The sequence below is a fragment of the Methanolobus sp. ZRKC3 genome (genome assembly GCF_045291275.1).
In the GTDB taxonomy this organism is placed as follows: Archaea; Halobacteriota; Methanosarcinia; order Methanosarcinales; family Methanosarcinaceae; genus Methanolobus.
Map to the genome: position 1 here is coordinate 1545707 of NZ_CP146982.1, position 13625 is coordinate 1559331.

The following is a 13625-nucleotide window of genomic DNA, read 5'->3' on the forward strand; positions in this document are numbered from 1 at the left end:
AATACCCCCACATATTTAATCTCAAGCAAGAACCTTTTCACGCAGTTCCATGTAACATTTCTGCAACAGAGCGGGACTTGCCTCCATCTCGATCACATCAAAATCGAATAGTCTCGCAAACTCCTCAACCATGGAATCGAAGTCCTTCTCATAATGCAAACCAGTATTGATCTTGGCAACTGTCTTATATCCCACCTGCTCAAAGACGAATTTAGACATCTCTATATTGTTGGGGTCGGATGTCATGCCTGCTGAGTAGATCATCTCACGCCAGTTGGCTGCCCACATGGGCGTCATGAAGAATGTACCGACTCCGCTGCAACTCTTGAGTTTCTCAAGGTAGACATCACGTCCGCCAAGAACTGCACCTATACAGTCATCGATTATCTCACCGTTATCCTCCTTCAATATATGAACCGGACAAGATAGATGCTGCAGGTCCGCTTCAGCTTTTGCAAGCACATTACCACAAAGGCCGTAGAAAAGGAGTACACCGTCGGAATACGCAGACATCTCTTCTGTGACACCATAAACAGCATCCCTGAGATTATCAGGATAGGCATGGAGTGCAAGCTCAAGTATGCTTACTATAAGAGTGATCTTGCCAGGTTCCCCTGGATCAAGGTTATTTGGAATTGATTTGAGAGGAAGTAACTCGTATGGAATTCCTACACAATCAAGCTTTTCAACCATCCTGCCACTATCATCGTTTTCCACCAGGATCAATCTTTCGATCGAAGGATCGTTCTCTATGACATGGATGATCTCATCCTCAAATATCTTGCAGGCTATGAAACTTATTGCTGGCATACTGCATTACCTCACATATCTATAATGAATGAAAAGATGAATTGTAGTCTATTATAATCTAACGCTGGTGTGCAATGATTACTTAAAGTATAAATACACCCTTAACCGCTGTTAAGTCCTCAACCTTACAAAAATAGAAGACTTCTTTTCCGGAAAAACGGTGTAAACTATGCTATTAGAACTTGATATGATCCAGACAATCTCGCTTGCTGTTGTAATGCTTTATTTAGGATCATTCCTTGTGAAGAAGATAAAAATCCTGGACAGGCTATGCATACCCACCCCCGTTGTAGGAGGAGTCGTTTTTGCAATAGCCTGCTTGTTCTTAAAACAGGGCGATATACTGCTAATTGAATTGGATAGCACCCTTCGCAATTTCATGATGATAGCTTTTTTCACAAGCATTGGTTTCACCGCAAGTCTTGGAAAGCTCAGGAAAGGAGGATCACAGGTATTCATGTTCCTGATACTTGCAGCAACCCTTGTAACCTTGCAAAATGTGGTCAGCCTTTCAGTGGCGAAATATCTGGATATAAATATGCTTCTTGGCCTCTCCACAGGCTCAGCGCCCATGACAGGAGGGCATGGAACTTCCCTTGCATTTGCCCCACTCATGGAAGATGCAGGAGCCATTGGCGCCTCCACCATTGCAATGGCGGCAGCTACATTCGGACTCATCACAGGAAGTATGATAGGTGGACCAATTGCCAGAAGACTTATCCAGAAGCACGATCTTCTGCGCGATAGGGAAATAGTTGATAATCTGCAAAAAGATGAAACTGAGACGAAAAAAGCATTTATGGAACCTAGAAATTTCATGACTGCCAGCTCACAGATATTGCTGGCAATGGGAATTGGAACTATAATCTCTGCTATTCTCCAGAATGCAGGGTTGACTTTCCCCTCTTATATCGGTGCCATGTTTGCGGGAGCCATCATGAGAAACATCTCCGACTTGATGCAGACCGTTGATGTGAAGATGAACGAGATCAGCATTTTTGGTGATATTGCACTGGCACTTTTCCTGACAATGGCCCTGATGGAATTGAAACTCTGGCAGCTTGCAGAACTTGCAGGACCACTTTCTGCCATCCTGATTGCACAGGCTTTACTTATGGCTACATTTGCATACTTCGTTACTTTCAATATTATGGGCAGGGATTACGAAGCGGCAGTACTTGCAGGAGGGCATTGCGGCTTTGGCATGGGTGCCACTCCGAATGCACTGGCAAACATGGAAGCCATCACTAAAAAATACGGGCCTGCACCTTCAGCTTTTATAATCATACCACTGGTTGGAAGTCTTTTCATTGATTTTTTCAATGCAGGAGTTATCACGTTTTTCCTAAATCTTCTGACATGAATCAATGACTTTTTAGCAGGGACTTCCAAAACAGCTCGCAATCATCAAAGCCCTGTTGATTGCGATTGATACTCAATAGCAACCAAATATCCTTTTCTTAGTAATTGATATTAGAAGTTAATCTGCATCTGGTATAAAGAATTTAAATGAAAAAATACATAAGGTATACCATGAGCAAGAATTCACTTACTGAAGGACAAAAAGCCCCCGAGTTTTGCCTCCCTGACCAAAACGAAGATGAAGTATGCCTCACAGATTTCAAAGACAAATGGACCGTCCTCTACTTCTATCCCAAGGATAACACCTCAGGCTGCACAAGAGAAGCACAGGATTTCACAGCCCTGAAAGATGAATTTGGAACTGAGAATGCAGTCGTTCTTGGAGTAAGCAAAGACAGTGTCAAATCACATATCAGATTCATTGAGAAAAAAGAACTCGCTATTACCCTTCTCTCAGATGAAGACACCACAGTACACCAGAAATATGATGTCTGGAGACTGAAGAAGAATTACGGCAGGGAATATATGGGTACTGTCAGATCCACTTTTTTAATAGACCCCGAAGGCAATATTGTAAAGATATGGGATAACGTCAAAACAAAAGAGCATGCACAAAAAGTGCTTGATTTTCTAAAAGGGATTTAAATAATTCTTCTTTTCTATTTTTTGTATGCCTGGAGTTTTTGCATAGGTTACACTATTGGATTTTGTTATTGATATTTAAAAAAGAAAAAGCAACCCCCGGTTGAATGGGGGGTGCGAGTTTATTTTGGATTGTTTGGGGTTTTAACTTGTTGTTACATCCACCTTTGATCCAGAAGCCATCAAATTAGGTACACCGTCTTCTGCTACAACATAGATGTCGTATGCAGTTAATCCAGTTAATCCGGTAATGGTCTTTGATGCTTCGGTGTCAGCTGTTAAAGCAACGGTTCCTTTCAGGTTTGCTGCTAATGCACCATCTGCTGCATCGGTTCCTGCTTTGATCTGTGCTGCTGTTGGTGCTGCTGCTCCATCTGCCAGTACTACAAAGTAAGCATTACCATTTTCATTTGTCTGGGTTAGAAGATTCAACTGAGTTGCTGCTACACTTGCTGTCTTTGGATAAGTGCCTGCAAATGTAGGTGCTGTTGCATCTGCGGTTGTTACATCCACCTTTACTCCAGCAGCCATCAGATTAGGTACAGCGTCTTCTGCTACAACGTAGATGTCGTATGCAGTTGATTCAGTTAAACTGGTAATTGTCTTTGATGCTTCGGTGTCAGCTGTTAAAGCAACGGTTCCTTTCAGGTTTGCTGCTAATGCACCATCTGCTGCATCGGTTCCTGCTTTGATCTGTGCTGCTGTTGGTGCTGCTGCTCCATCTGCCAGTACTACAAAGTAAGCATTACCATTTTCATTTGTCTGGGTTAGAAGATTCAACTGAGTTGCTGCTACACTTGCTGTCTTTGGATAAGTGCCTGCAAATGTAGGTGCTGTTGCATCTGCGGTTGTTACATCCACCTTTACTCCAGCAGCCATCAGATTAGGTACAGCGTCTTCTGCTACAACGTAGATGTCGTATGCAGTTGATTCAGTTAAACTGGTAATTGTCTTTGATGCTTCGGTGTCAGCTGTTAAAGCAACGGTTCCTTTCAGGTTAGCTGCTAATGCACCATCTGCTGCATCGGTTCCTGCTTTGATCTGTGCTGCTGTTGGTGCTGCTGCTCCATCTGCCAGTACTACAAAGTAAGCATTACCATTTTCATTTGTCTGGGTTAGAAGATTCAACTGAGTTGCTGCTACACTTGCTGTCTTTGGATAAGTGCCTGCAAATGTAGGTGCTGTTGCATCTGCGGTTGTTACATCCACCTTTACTCCAGCAGCCATCAGATTAGGTACAGCGTCTTCTGCTACAACGTAGATGTCGTATGCAGTTGATTCAGTTAAACTGGTAATTGTCTTTGATGCTTCGGTGTCAGCTGTTAAAGCAACGGTTCCTTTCAGGTTAGCTGCTAATGCACCATCTGCTGCATCGGTTCCTGCTTTGATCTGTGCTGCTGTTGGTGCTGCTGCTCCATCTGCCAGTACTACAAAGTAAGCATTACCATTTTCATTTGTCTGGGTTAGAAGATTCAACTGAGTTGCTGCTACACTTGCTGTCTTTGGATAAGTGCCTGCAAATGTAGGTGCTGTTGCATCTGAACTGGAAGAGGAGGAACTTGAACCACTTCTACCACTTGTAAAATACGATGTTACCTTCTGTGTCACAGGTTCTTCTTTTGATTCAACATCGTCTGCTAGCTCGGCAGATGTATCATCGACTGCTGACCCGGTATCTGCATCAACATCTGTTGATTCAAAGTTATCAGAGGAAACAGCATCCTGAATCTGAGATTCGGCACCGAGATCTTCTTGAACATTCACTTCAGTGTCCAGACATCCACTTGGTAGAATAACGATAGCGGACACTAGAAGCACTAAAAATACTAATAGTATTCTTCCATATTTATTTGATTCAAAACAAGGTTTCTTTTTCATCGATAATCGCCTCAAATATTATGCATGAGTTATATTATTAGAAATATATTATTTATATATCAATGATGTGATATATAAATATACTATATAAATTTAAAAATGATGCAGAAAAATTAAAAGAAGTAAGCCAGATTAGCAGTAACAGGTTTTCAGTAACAAGAGAGAAACAAAACAATAATCCCTTTAGAATACTTTTAAGTGCTGGATTTTACGCTGTAAGAGAATTAGAAGCAAGAGACAGTTTGAGGATATTTAAAAAATACTGTTCTTTCTTGTAATTTTAGCAATGGCAATAAATCTTGGATAGGGTAAATAAGGAATAACAAGACTTCTTTGAATGATAACTGTAAGATATAAAATTCCATCAATGTTTCTGTTCCCATGCTTAGGCTATGGAGAATAGAACCTATGATATATAAAAATAGAAAAATAAACATCTTCAAATGTTTATCAAATGAGATATTTTCATGTAAATTAAAACATATCCCATCAGAAGCATCAATAGAGAAATTCTCCATACCCAGCTTAAAATCCTACCCAGATTCTCGGGCCGAACCATAAAAATAAAGAATCGATCGACCAAAGTGGGTCGATCAATCGGATCATCAAGCATAAATGAATTATCCCTTGATCCTTTTTAGTCTGAAAGTATTTTCCCTTTCCATCTCTTCGAGACGGAGCTGTATGAAGGACATTGCTTCCTCAAGTTCAGGAATTACCTTGAATTCGAGAGCGTTTACACGTCTTTTTGTCTTCTCGATATCATCAAGAAGTTTCTTCATCGTGGTCTCGATCTCTGCTGCAAGGATAATATTCTCAACTAGAACCTCATAGGCATCCGCTGCTTCATCAGTATATGAACTGGTACCAAGAAGACCATATCCACGTTCGTCTATGGATTTCTTAACACTGGATGACTCGATCTTTGGAACGACAACACCCATGATGTTACGGCTTTCCAGTTCGATCTCCGGCGTACCCTGGAGTGAAAAAGCTGTGGATTTGACGGTAATGATACCGTCAACAGCATTTGCAATACCTATCTTTTTGGAAGCTCCTTCATAGGCGGCATCCAGCCCTGTTCTGACATCCTTAGCCTTGCCAAGAATCTCAAAGAACTCAAGGATAAGGCCATCCCTCTTCATTTTAAGCAGCTTGTGACCGCCCTGTGAGAGTTTGATCTTTTTCTTAAGCTCGATAAGCTCGGAACGAGTTGGTTTTACATCTTTTACGCCCATGTTGGTTCACCTGGCCACTTAGTTGCTCTTGTGAGCAGGGTGGTACTTTTCTATGTATTTGTTGTCAACCCTGGTAAGCAAAGATTCTGGGAGCTCGGAAAGGATTTCCCATGAAACGCCCAGAGTATCTTCAATTGTCCTGTTCTCATCCCTACCCTGACGGACAAACCTGTCCTCAAAGAGATCTGCGAACTCAAGGATCCTCTGATCCCTTTCAGACAATGCTTCCTTACCTACAATAGCAACAAGACCCCTAAGGTCACGACCTTCTGCATAACCAGCATACATCTGGTCAGATACTGCCTTGTGGTCATCCCTGGTCTTTCCTTCACCGATACCTGAATTCATCAGACGGGAAAGTGATGGAAGTACATTGATAGGTGGATAGATACCCTTTCTGTGAAGTTCCCTTGAAACTACGATCTGGCCTTCTGTGATATATCCGGACAGGTCAGGGATCGGGTGAGTGATATCGTCACCAGGCATGGTAAGAATTGAGAATTGTGTTACTGAACCCTTCAATCCCTTGATAACACCTGCACGCTCATAGAGTGATGCAAGGTCAGTGTACATGTAACCTGGATAACCACGTCTTCCTGGAACCTCTTCACGAGCTGCACCCATCTGACGGAGTGCTTCACAGTAGTTGGTGATATCAGTTAGAATAACAAGTACATGCATGTCGTGCTCGTATGCGAGATACTCTGCAGCGGTCAATGCCATCCTTGGTGTAACGATACGTTCTACAGCAGGGTCATCTGCAAGGTTGAGGAAAACCACTGCTCTTTCAAGAGCTCCGGTCTTTTCAAAGTCCTGCATGAAGTACTGAGCTTCTTCGTTTGTGATACCCATTGCAGCGAAAACTACTGCGAATGGTTCATCTGAACCTGGAACCTTTGCCTGACGTGCGATCTGAAGTGCAATCTCGTTGTGAGGCAGACCTGCTCCTGAGAAAATAGGGAGTTTCTGGCCACGTACAAGAGTGTTTGTTCCATCAATAGTTGAGATACCTGTCTGGATAAAATCCTCTGGTGGCATCCTGGAGTATGGATTCATTGAGGAACCATTCACATCAACCCTATCCTCTGGAACAATACGTGGACCGCCATCCAGTGGTTCGCCTGAACCGGAAAGGATACGTCCCAGCATGTCCTTTGATACAGGAAGTTTGATGGTCTCACCGCTGAAAACTACACCGGCTTCTTCATTGAGTCCACCAGTTCCTTCGAATACCTGAACTGCAACAACATCAGCGGAACTGTCAAGAACCTGACCTCTTTTTGTTGTACCGTCTGGCAAGTTAATATGAACTAGTTCACCATAACCTACAGGTTCGGTTTTTTCAAGGAATATCAATGGTCCTGATATTTCCGTGATTGTCTTATATTCCTTGGTCATTTTAGTTACCTCCAAGCTGTGCAAACTCTTTATCCATCTTTGCGAGAACTTCGTTCAGTGCACTCTCAAAGTCCTCTTCGAACTTTACCTTTGCAAGGTCGTCCTTGGATTCAATAGCCAGTATTTCTGACATTGGATTTCCAGATTCGAGTGCTGCTATTGCCTTTTCGCCGTAAGTGGATATTGCCTTTAACAATTTGTACTGCTTGTCGAATGAGCAATATGTGTCGACTGGGTGGAATGCATTCTGCTGCAAGAAGTATTCCCTGAGCATGCGGCAGATCTCAAGAATAAGCTGCTGATCCTCGGGGAGTGCATCTGAACCTACGAGCTGAACGATCTCCTGAAGTTCGGATTCCTGCTGGAGCATGTCCATTGCATTGTTTCTGAGTGACACCCATTCAGGTGATACATTCTCACCAAACCAATCGGAAAGTCCCTCTGTATACAGACTGTAACTTGTCAACCAGTTAATGGATGGGAAATGTCTTCTTTGTGCAAGTTTTGCATCCAGTGCCCAGAATACCTTAACGATACGGAGTGTGTTCTGTGTAACAGGCTCTGAGAAGTCACCACCAGGCGGAGATACTGCCCCAATAACTGTGATCGAACCTTCTTCACCAGATAATGCATGTACACATCCTGCTCTCTCATAGAACTCGGAAAGTCTTGCAGAGAGGTATGCCGGATAACCTTCCTCACCAGGCATTTCTTCAAGCCTTGATGAGATTTCCCTCATTGCTTCTGCCCATCTTGATGTTGAGTCAGCCATGAGTGATACATCGTATCCCATGTCACGATAATATTCCGCAATTGTGATACCTGTGTAAACTGATGCTTCACGAGCAGCTACAGGCATGTTGGATGTGTTTGCGATAAGAACTGTACGTTCCATAAGTGGACGACCTGTCTTTGGGTCCTGGAGTTCCGGGAACTCGTTCAGTACATCAGCCATCTCGTTTCCACGTTCGCCGCATCCGATATAAACTACAATATCAGTGTCACTCCACTTTGCAAGCTGCTGCTGGGTAACAGTCTTTCCTGATCCGAATGGACCTGGAATAGCTGCTGTACCGCCTTTTGCAACTGGGAAGAGACCATCAAGAATCCTCTGACCTGTGATCAAAGGTTTTGTTGGCATGAGTTTCTTAGTAACAGGACGAGGCAATCTTACAGGCCATTTCTGGACCATGGATAATTCAGTACCATCTTCAAGAGTACATACTGTATCATCAACTTTGAAATTACCAGATTTGATGTCCTTGATCGTTCCTGAAACTGTTGGTGGCACCATGATCTTGTGCTCAACATTCATAGTTTCCTGAACAACACCGATTACATCTCCGCCTTCTACTACATCACCGCTGGAAGCTACTGCCTTGAACTCCCATACTCTTTCACGGTCAAGTCCATCAGCTGTAACTCCTCTCTGAATGAAGTCACCCATTTGTTCCTGGAGAACCTTAAGAGGTCTCTGGATACCATCATAAATACTTTCTAATAAACCTGGACCGAGTTCCACTGAAAGAGACATTCCAGTGTTCACAACAGGTTCACCCGGTTTGACACCAGATGTATCTTCATATACCTGAACAGTGGCCTTGTCACCCTTAATTCTGATGACTTCACCCATTAAACCTTCATGACCGACATGAACCACATCGTACATCTTTGGTTTAATGCCCATAATTGTAACAACAGGTCCAGCCACTCGATAAATTTCACCTTTCATTTCCACAGATCAACACCTACCGATTGCTTTATTTTTTCCCTTAGATTCGAACTTTCACCGCTACCACCGAGAGTCACAACAGTTGGCTCAACAGAGTCGTTGATACTGTCACGCAACATTTCCGGTAGCTTACTCAAATCATCACCGTGCATAACCAGAATACCGATATCCCGGTCTCCAAGTATAGTTTTTACAGCGGTTTCAAGTTCGCCATCATTAACTTCAAATATTTTTTTGATCCCTGCCAGTCTAAATCCCGTTACAAACTGACTTGATCCGACTACTGCTAATTCCATCAAATCACCAACTGTTCTCTGATTAAGTCATCTCCGAGGTTGGCGGCTTTGCCACGTATAATTATCCGCAGGTTGTTAACCTCATTCTTTTTGCTTAGCATGTAGTCCATAATTGGTACTATTGAGAGCGGATAAAAATGTGAAGAGCTTGTTGCAGATTCAAGTCTGTGTTTTTTCAATCTGGATTCCACACCGATCAATGAATCCATTTCCGGACTTACTACATCAGCAATATCATCCCAATATGGATATTTTTCAAGTTCTGCAATAAATTCCTCAAATGAAAGAGCCAGCATTCTCTCAATATCAGAGAGATCCATCCTGAGCCCACCATCGATCATGAGATCCATCAATTCAGGATCAGTCATTCCAGACTTCTTCAAACGGAAAAGAGTCATAAGGTTCTTAGTGTCAATTCCGATTCTTATGAAATTCGCGAACAACTTACGATCTTTAGACTTTGAATATCCAATTACATTGAACATATCAGCATAATATTTCTTATCAAGCTGATTCTCAATATCAGAGAGATTTTCTCCATTATATTGACTAAGTATTGGATAGTACTCACTGTCTTCAAGTTCAGAGACAACTTCCTCATATGTATCTTTTGCAGCGAGTCCTGAGAGGAACACATAATGCAGACTACCTGCTGCAACAATTGCCTCTATTATCTCTTCTGCGGATGCATTGCAATACTTCCCTCTAAGGATAGTCTTGATATTCCAGATATCATATTCCTTAAGATGCTCGGTGATAAGAACATTTAACTCACCTTCGGAAATATTGATCAATTTTGTAAAAGATACAGCGAGATTCCTGTTCAAAGCATGTTCAATAAGATCTACGCCTTCGAAACTCCTGGCCATTTCATCAATAGCGTCCTTGTACTTGGACTCTTCAATGAACCGGGTCATCTCGTTGATGTCCATGTTCATGAGCCGTGGATAAGTCTCCTTTGGAAAAAGATGAGTCTTCATCGCACGAACACGTGTAGCAGTATACGCGTAGTTTGAACTTCCTTTTTTCCGTGACCCTGAAAAATCACGCTTTAATTTCTGCAACAGCTGCATTTAGAAATCACCCGAAAAAGATGTCAGATGTCTGTTTCAATAACTGCTCGTTCACGCGCTTTAGGATAACATCATATGTATAGTCCAATCTGACTGTAGCATCTTCATTTTCAATGATGACACCACCGATAGATTCGATATTACCACCATATTCAAGTGATGATAATTTACTGACAATCTCTTCTGATTCCTTGTTGGAATAGATCTTGGAACCTTCAGCCTCATATTTATCAATGAGTGCCTTAAGAAGTTCTTCGTTCTTTTCAGGAGAGAGTGCAGAGATAGCCTCTACAGCTTGGACATATACCTTATCGAGGATTTCCTTGCGTGCATTGAGCAATGTGCGCTTCACTTCAAGATTTGCACTGGATATTTCTTGCTGCCTAATGTTTTTGATATCATCTTCTACTTTTGCAAGACGTTCGCCCATAATCCTCTTAGCATTTTGCCTAGCATCATCCAGGATTGCAGAAACCTCTGCATCTGCTTCGGAATTAAGTTTGGACACCTCATCTTGTGCTGCGTCTACGATATCCTTTAAAACAGTTTCAAGTCCCATGCTCACACACCTCTAATAAATTTAAGAGCAAAAAAGCTCTTAAATTAATTTAGCTGATCAAAAGTGCGACTACAAGACCAAAGATAACGATTGTTTCTGGAATTACAGTCAGGATCAAACCCTTACCGAAAAGGTTTTCGTTCTCTGTCATTGCACCGATTGCTGCACATCCGATCTCTTTTTCTGCGAATGCTGATGCAATACCTGTTACGGATACTGCGAGTGCTGCACCGATTGCTTTTAATCCTGCTGAGTTATCAACCACTACGTTTGCTGCTGTTTCTGCTGCTACTGCTTCTACTGACATTTTCTTAATCCTCCGTGTATTTTCTAGTATATCCAAATGGATTGTACTTGCGTCCCCCACCTTTGTAGAATTTACCAAAGAATTCTACATACTGCAACCTGAGTGAGTGTAAACCGGGGGCAAGAATACTCAGGGCAGTGTTTAATGTGTGTCCTGCTAAGAACACAATTATTGCAAATATGGTCATTCCACCAATAGGCGTACCTGGTTTCCAGATCATGTCGAATGCGATCAGGTTAACAGTTGACGCAATATAGATAGATGACAATCCTACCGCAATGATACGAGTGTAGGACAATGAATTACTCAGAAGTGCCGGTAATTCGACAACTCCATTGAAGCCTTCTCCCTTGAGAAGCATAATGATACCTATCACCAGAACGGCGACACCTACCATGATAGGAAGCATGCCCAGGTAACCAAGCACCGCAAGAACGATACCTAATTCCACGACCAGCCAACTACCTTTCTCAAAGATAGCTTCTACAACACCGTGCTGTTTCTTCACATTGATAAAACCAAGCATAAAGCCAACTGAAATGTGAAGGAAACCGACAAGTGCCGTTGCAACGATCATAGTCATTACAAGATGAGTCCTATGAACAGGATAAGTTATCATTTCCCCGCCTACCGGAGAGGCAATGAGATCTACAGTTTCAAATCCCTTAATCAAACCAGGGATCACACCATGCTCCGAATGAAGACTTGCTAGTGGGAATCCGAGGAATTCACCATAAAGAACACCAAATATTAAAGTCGATATCTGACAATAGATAAGAATGTTCATCAATGGCTTGATAGCCTCTATGGAGACTAACTTCTTGATTCCAAGGGCAAGTGCAAGAAGAATAACTGCATAACCAATGTCACCAAGTATCATTCCATAGAAGAGAGGGAAACTGATGAATATTAAAGAACTTGGGTCCAGCTCTTTGTAGCTGGGACGGGAATAAAGATCCATGATCTCCTGAAAAGGAGCGGATACTTTTGGATTATTATACTCAACTGGAATAAGTTTTTCATCGTCATGCGTAATTTCCTGTTCGGAAATAAATGCACGTCCGTTTGTTGCAGATTCAACAACTTTTTCAAGTTCTGCAAAATTCTCAGTGAGCACCCATCCATCTATTATAAATGTGCTATCAGAAGTAGCTACTCTAAGAGGAACTTCTGATTTTTCAGTCTGAATTGAAAGAACTTCATTGCTTGCAAGAATGAAATCAGCGTACTTCTCTTTCAAAGAGTCGACTTCTGCATCAAGTGCTGAGATCTTTCCCATGACCTTTGCTTCTTTTGATTCCAGATCAGAAAGGATACTTGCAGGCACACCGCTTACATTGGGAACTCGGACTTCTCTGAAACTAACAGTTGCTAATGCTTCAGTAACTTTAGCAGAGTCACCCTTTGCTGCAAAGAGTACAACTACACCCTCTTTTGAATCATAGAAATGATCAAAGGAAGAAACGGATTTGGAAACTGCAACACCAGGATCATCTTTTACATGTCCTGCGAAAACAGCCAAATTCTCATATCCGTGATAGAGTCCAAGATCAAGATTAATATTTGCAAAAGGGAGTAATTCTTTTTTAGTTGAAGCAAGTTCTTTGAGCTCAGCTTCAAATTCACCCTTTTTATCAGTCTTGACCGTTAACTGGGAATCAAGTTCACTCAGATCGGAATCCAGTTTACTAAGTACTGAATTAGCATCCTGTTTCTGGGAAGTCTTATCGACTATACCAAGCAGGCTGGCAATTGATCTGATCTTAACAAGCTTCTTTGAAACTTCACTGATGTCACCAATAGGCTTTCCAATTTGAAGACCGGAACCATCCTCTACAAAATCATCCATCTGAAACAGATTAGCAGTGTGTAAAGCATCTATGGTTGGTTCAAGGATGCTTTTGTGCCCAACAATTACGGCACGGCTCATCCGTTTTGGTTCAAGCATGTATTGCCCTCTCGAACTCTGTTAATAAATTCTGAACAGCTTTATCAATGTTAGATTCAGCGTTCTTGGTGATTACTTCGGATTCGGTTCGACCATCCTGAATCAGCTTTTCTTTTTCAGAAGCGAGCGATTCTTCCGCAGACTTCAGTGCACTTTTTGCAGATGTTTGTGCATCAATTTCGGCCTGTTTAAGAATTTCCCGGGCCTCAGAACGAGCACTGACTATACGTTCGTTCTTCTGTTTAATGCCGTCTTCCACCATTCTGCGTGCATTGCCTTCTGCCTCTTTGATTTCTGACAAGATTTTTTCTTTGGCCATGCTACTCCTCATATGATGATTGCTTTATTAATATATCGCGTAAATTACACCATCTACTGCTAA

13 protein-coding genes are annotated in these 13625 nt (G+C 42.1%); 2 read left to right on the top strand and 11 right to left on the bottom strand.

Annotation, left to right across the window (positions count from 1 at the left end; genetic code table 11):
* Window positions 1-21: 21 nt before the first annotated feature.
* On the bottom strand, window positions 22-810 hold the full coding sequence (locus tag V7O66_RS07790; protein WP_406659743.1) for a DUF1638 domain-containing protein: 789 nt from the start codon (window positions 808-810) through the stop codon (window positions 22-24).
* 169 nt (window positions 811-979) lie between these two features.
* Here V7O66_RS07790 and gltS point away from each other — a divergent pair, with 169 nt between their 5' ends.
* Together gltS and bcp are read left to right on the top strand one after the other, a co-directional pair.
* Complete coding sequence (gene gltS / locus V7O66_RS07795) at window positions 980-2173, top strand: sodium/glutamate symporter (RefSeq protein WP_406659744.1); 1194 nt, start codon at window positions 980-982, stop codon at window positions 2171-2173.
* 170 nt (window positions 2174-2343) lie between these two features.
* Window positions 2344-2817, top strand: coding sequence for a thioredoxin-dependent thiol peroxidase (gene bcp / locus V7O66_RS07800; RefSeq protein ID WP_406659745.1), 474 nt, complete (start codon window positions 2344-2346; stop codon window positions 2815-2817).
* A 141-nt stretch (window positions 2818-2958) separates the two neighbouring features.
* On the opposite strand, the gene V7O66_RS07805 is transcribed toward bcp, so the two are convergent.
* From V7O66_RS07805 to ahaH, 10 genes are all read right to left on the bottom strand, one after another.
* A complete protein-coding gene (locus V7O66_RS07805; protein WP_406659746.1) occupies window positions 2959-4692 on the bottom strand; it encodes a hypothetical protein in 1734 nt (577 codons plus the stop codon).
* 620 nt (window positions 4693-5312) lie between these two features.
* Window positions 5313-5930, bottom strand: coding sequence for a V-type ATP synthase subunit D (locus tag V7O66_RS07810; protein WP_406659747.1), 618 nt, complete (start codon window positions 5928-5930; stop codon window positions 5313-5315).
* Between the two features lie 18 nt (window positions 5931-5948).
* Window positions 5949-7328: an ATP synthase subunit B gene (locus tag V7O66_RS07815; RefSeq protein ID WP_406659748.1), complete on the bottom strand. Its 1380-nt coding sequence runs from the start codon at window positions 7326-7328 to the stop codon at window positions 5949-5951.
* Between the two features lies 1 nt (window position 7329).
* Window positions 7330-9066, bottom strand: a complete 1737-nt coding sequence (locus V7O66_RS07820; RefSeq protein WP_406659749.1) for an ATP synthase subunit A — start codon at window positions 9064-9066, stop codon at window positions 7330-7332.
* Window positions 9057-9356 carry a V-type ATP synthase subunit F gene (locus tag V7O66_RS07825; protein ID WP_406659750.1) on the bottom strand — a complete coding sequence of 100 codons (300 nt, stop codon included), beginning with the start codon at window positions 9354-9356 and terminating at the stop codon, window positions 9057-9059. The genes V7O66_RS07820 and V7O66_RS07825 overlap by 10 nt, the downstream gene beginning before the upstream one ends.
* The gene (locus tag V7O66_RS07830; RefSeq protein WP_406659751.1) at window positions 9356-10429 is read right to left on the bottom strand and encodes a V-type ATP synthase subunit C; all 1074 of its coding nucleotides are present in this window, start codon (window positions 10427-10429) and stop codon (window positions 9356-9358) included. The genes V7O66_RS07825 and V7O66_RS07830 overlap by 1 nt, the downstream gene beginning before the upstream one ends.
* 7 nt (window positions 10430-10436) lie before the next feature.
* Window positions 10437-10988: a V-type ATP synthase subunit E gene (locus V7O66_RS07835; RefSeq protein WP_406659752.1), complete on the bottom strand. Its 552-nt coding sequence runs from the start codon at window positions 10986-10988 to the stop codon at window positions 10437-10439.
* A gap of 49 nt (window positions 10989-11037) precedes the next feature.
* Window positions 11038-11295, bottom strand: a complete 258-nt coding sequence (locus V7O66_RS07840) for a V-type ATP synthase subunit K (protein WP_406659753.1) — start codon at window positions 11293-11295, stop codon at window positions 11038-11040.
* A gap of 4 nt (window positions 11296-11299) precedes the next feature.
* On the bottom strand, window positions 11300-13243 hold the full coding sequence (locus V7O66_RS07845) for a V-type ATP synthase subunit I (RefSeq protein WP_406659754.1): 1944 nt from the start codon (window positions 13241-13243) through the stop codon (window positions 11300-11302).
* Window positions 13236-13562, bottom strand: a complete 327-nt coding sequence (ahaH, locus tag V7O66_RS07850; RefSeq protein WP_406659755.1) for an ATP synthase archaeal subunit H — start codon at window positions 13560-13562, stop codon at window positions 13236-13238. Before ahaH ends, V7O66_RS07845 begins: the two co-directional genes overlap by 8 nt.
* Window positions 13563-13625 lie beyond the last annotated feature (63 nt).

Coding starts and splice junctions, on each gene's coding strand:
- V7O66_RS07790 (WP_406659743.1), bottom strand. CDS start 810: ATGCCAGCAATAAGTTTCATAGCCTGCAAGATATTTGAGGATGAGATC.
- gltS (WP_406659744.1), top strand. CDS start 980: ATGCTATTAGAACTTGATATGATCCAGACAATCTCGCTTGCTGTTGTA.
- bcp (WP_406659745.1), top strand. CDS start 2,344: ATGAGCAAGAATTCACTTACTGAAGGACAAAAAGCCCCCGAGTTTTGC.
- V7O66_RS07805 (WP_406659746.1), bottom strand. CDS start 4,692: ATGAAAAAGAAACCTTGTTTTGAATCAAATAAATATGGAAGAATACTA.
- V7O66_RS07810 (WP_406659747.1), bottom strand. CDS start 5,930: ATGGGCGTAAAAGATGTAAAACCAACTCGTTCCGAGCTTATCGAGCTT.
- V7O66_RS07815 (WP_406659748.1), bottom strand. CDS start 7,328: ATGACCAAGGAATATAAGACAATCACGGAAATATCAGGACCATTGATA.
- V7O66_RS07825 (WP_406659750.1), bottom strand. CDS start 9,356: ATGGAATTAGCAGTAGTCGGATCAAGTCAGTTTGTAACGGGATTTAGA.
- V7O66_RS07830 (WP_406659751.1), bottom strand. CDS start 10,429: ATGCAGCTGTTGCAGAAATTAAAGCGTGATTTTTCAGGGTCACGGAAA.
- V7O66_RS07835 (WP_406659752.1), bottom strand. CDS start 10,988: ATGGGACTTGAAACTGTTTTAAAGGATATCGTAGACGCAGCACAAGAT.
- V7O66_RS07840 (WP_406659753.1), bottom strand. CDS start 11,295: ATGTCAGTAGAAGCAGTAGCAGCAGAAACAGCAGCAAACGTAGTGGTT.
- V7O66_RS07845 (WP_406659754.1), bottom strand. CDS start 13,243: ATGCTTGAACCAAAACGGATGAGCCGTGCCGTAATTGTTGGGCACAAA.
- ahaH (WP_406659755.1), bottom strand. CDS start 13,562: ATGGCCAAAGAAAAAATCTTGTCAGAAATCAAAGAGGCAGAAGGCAAT.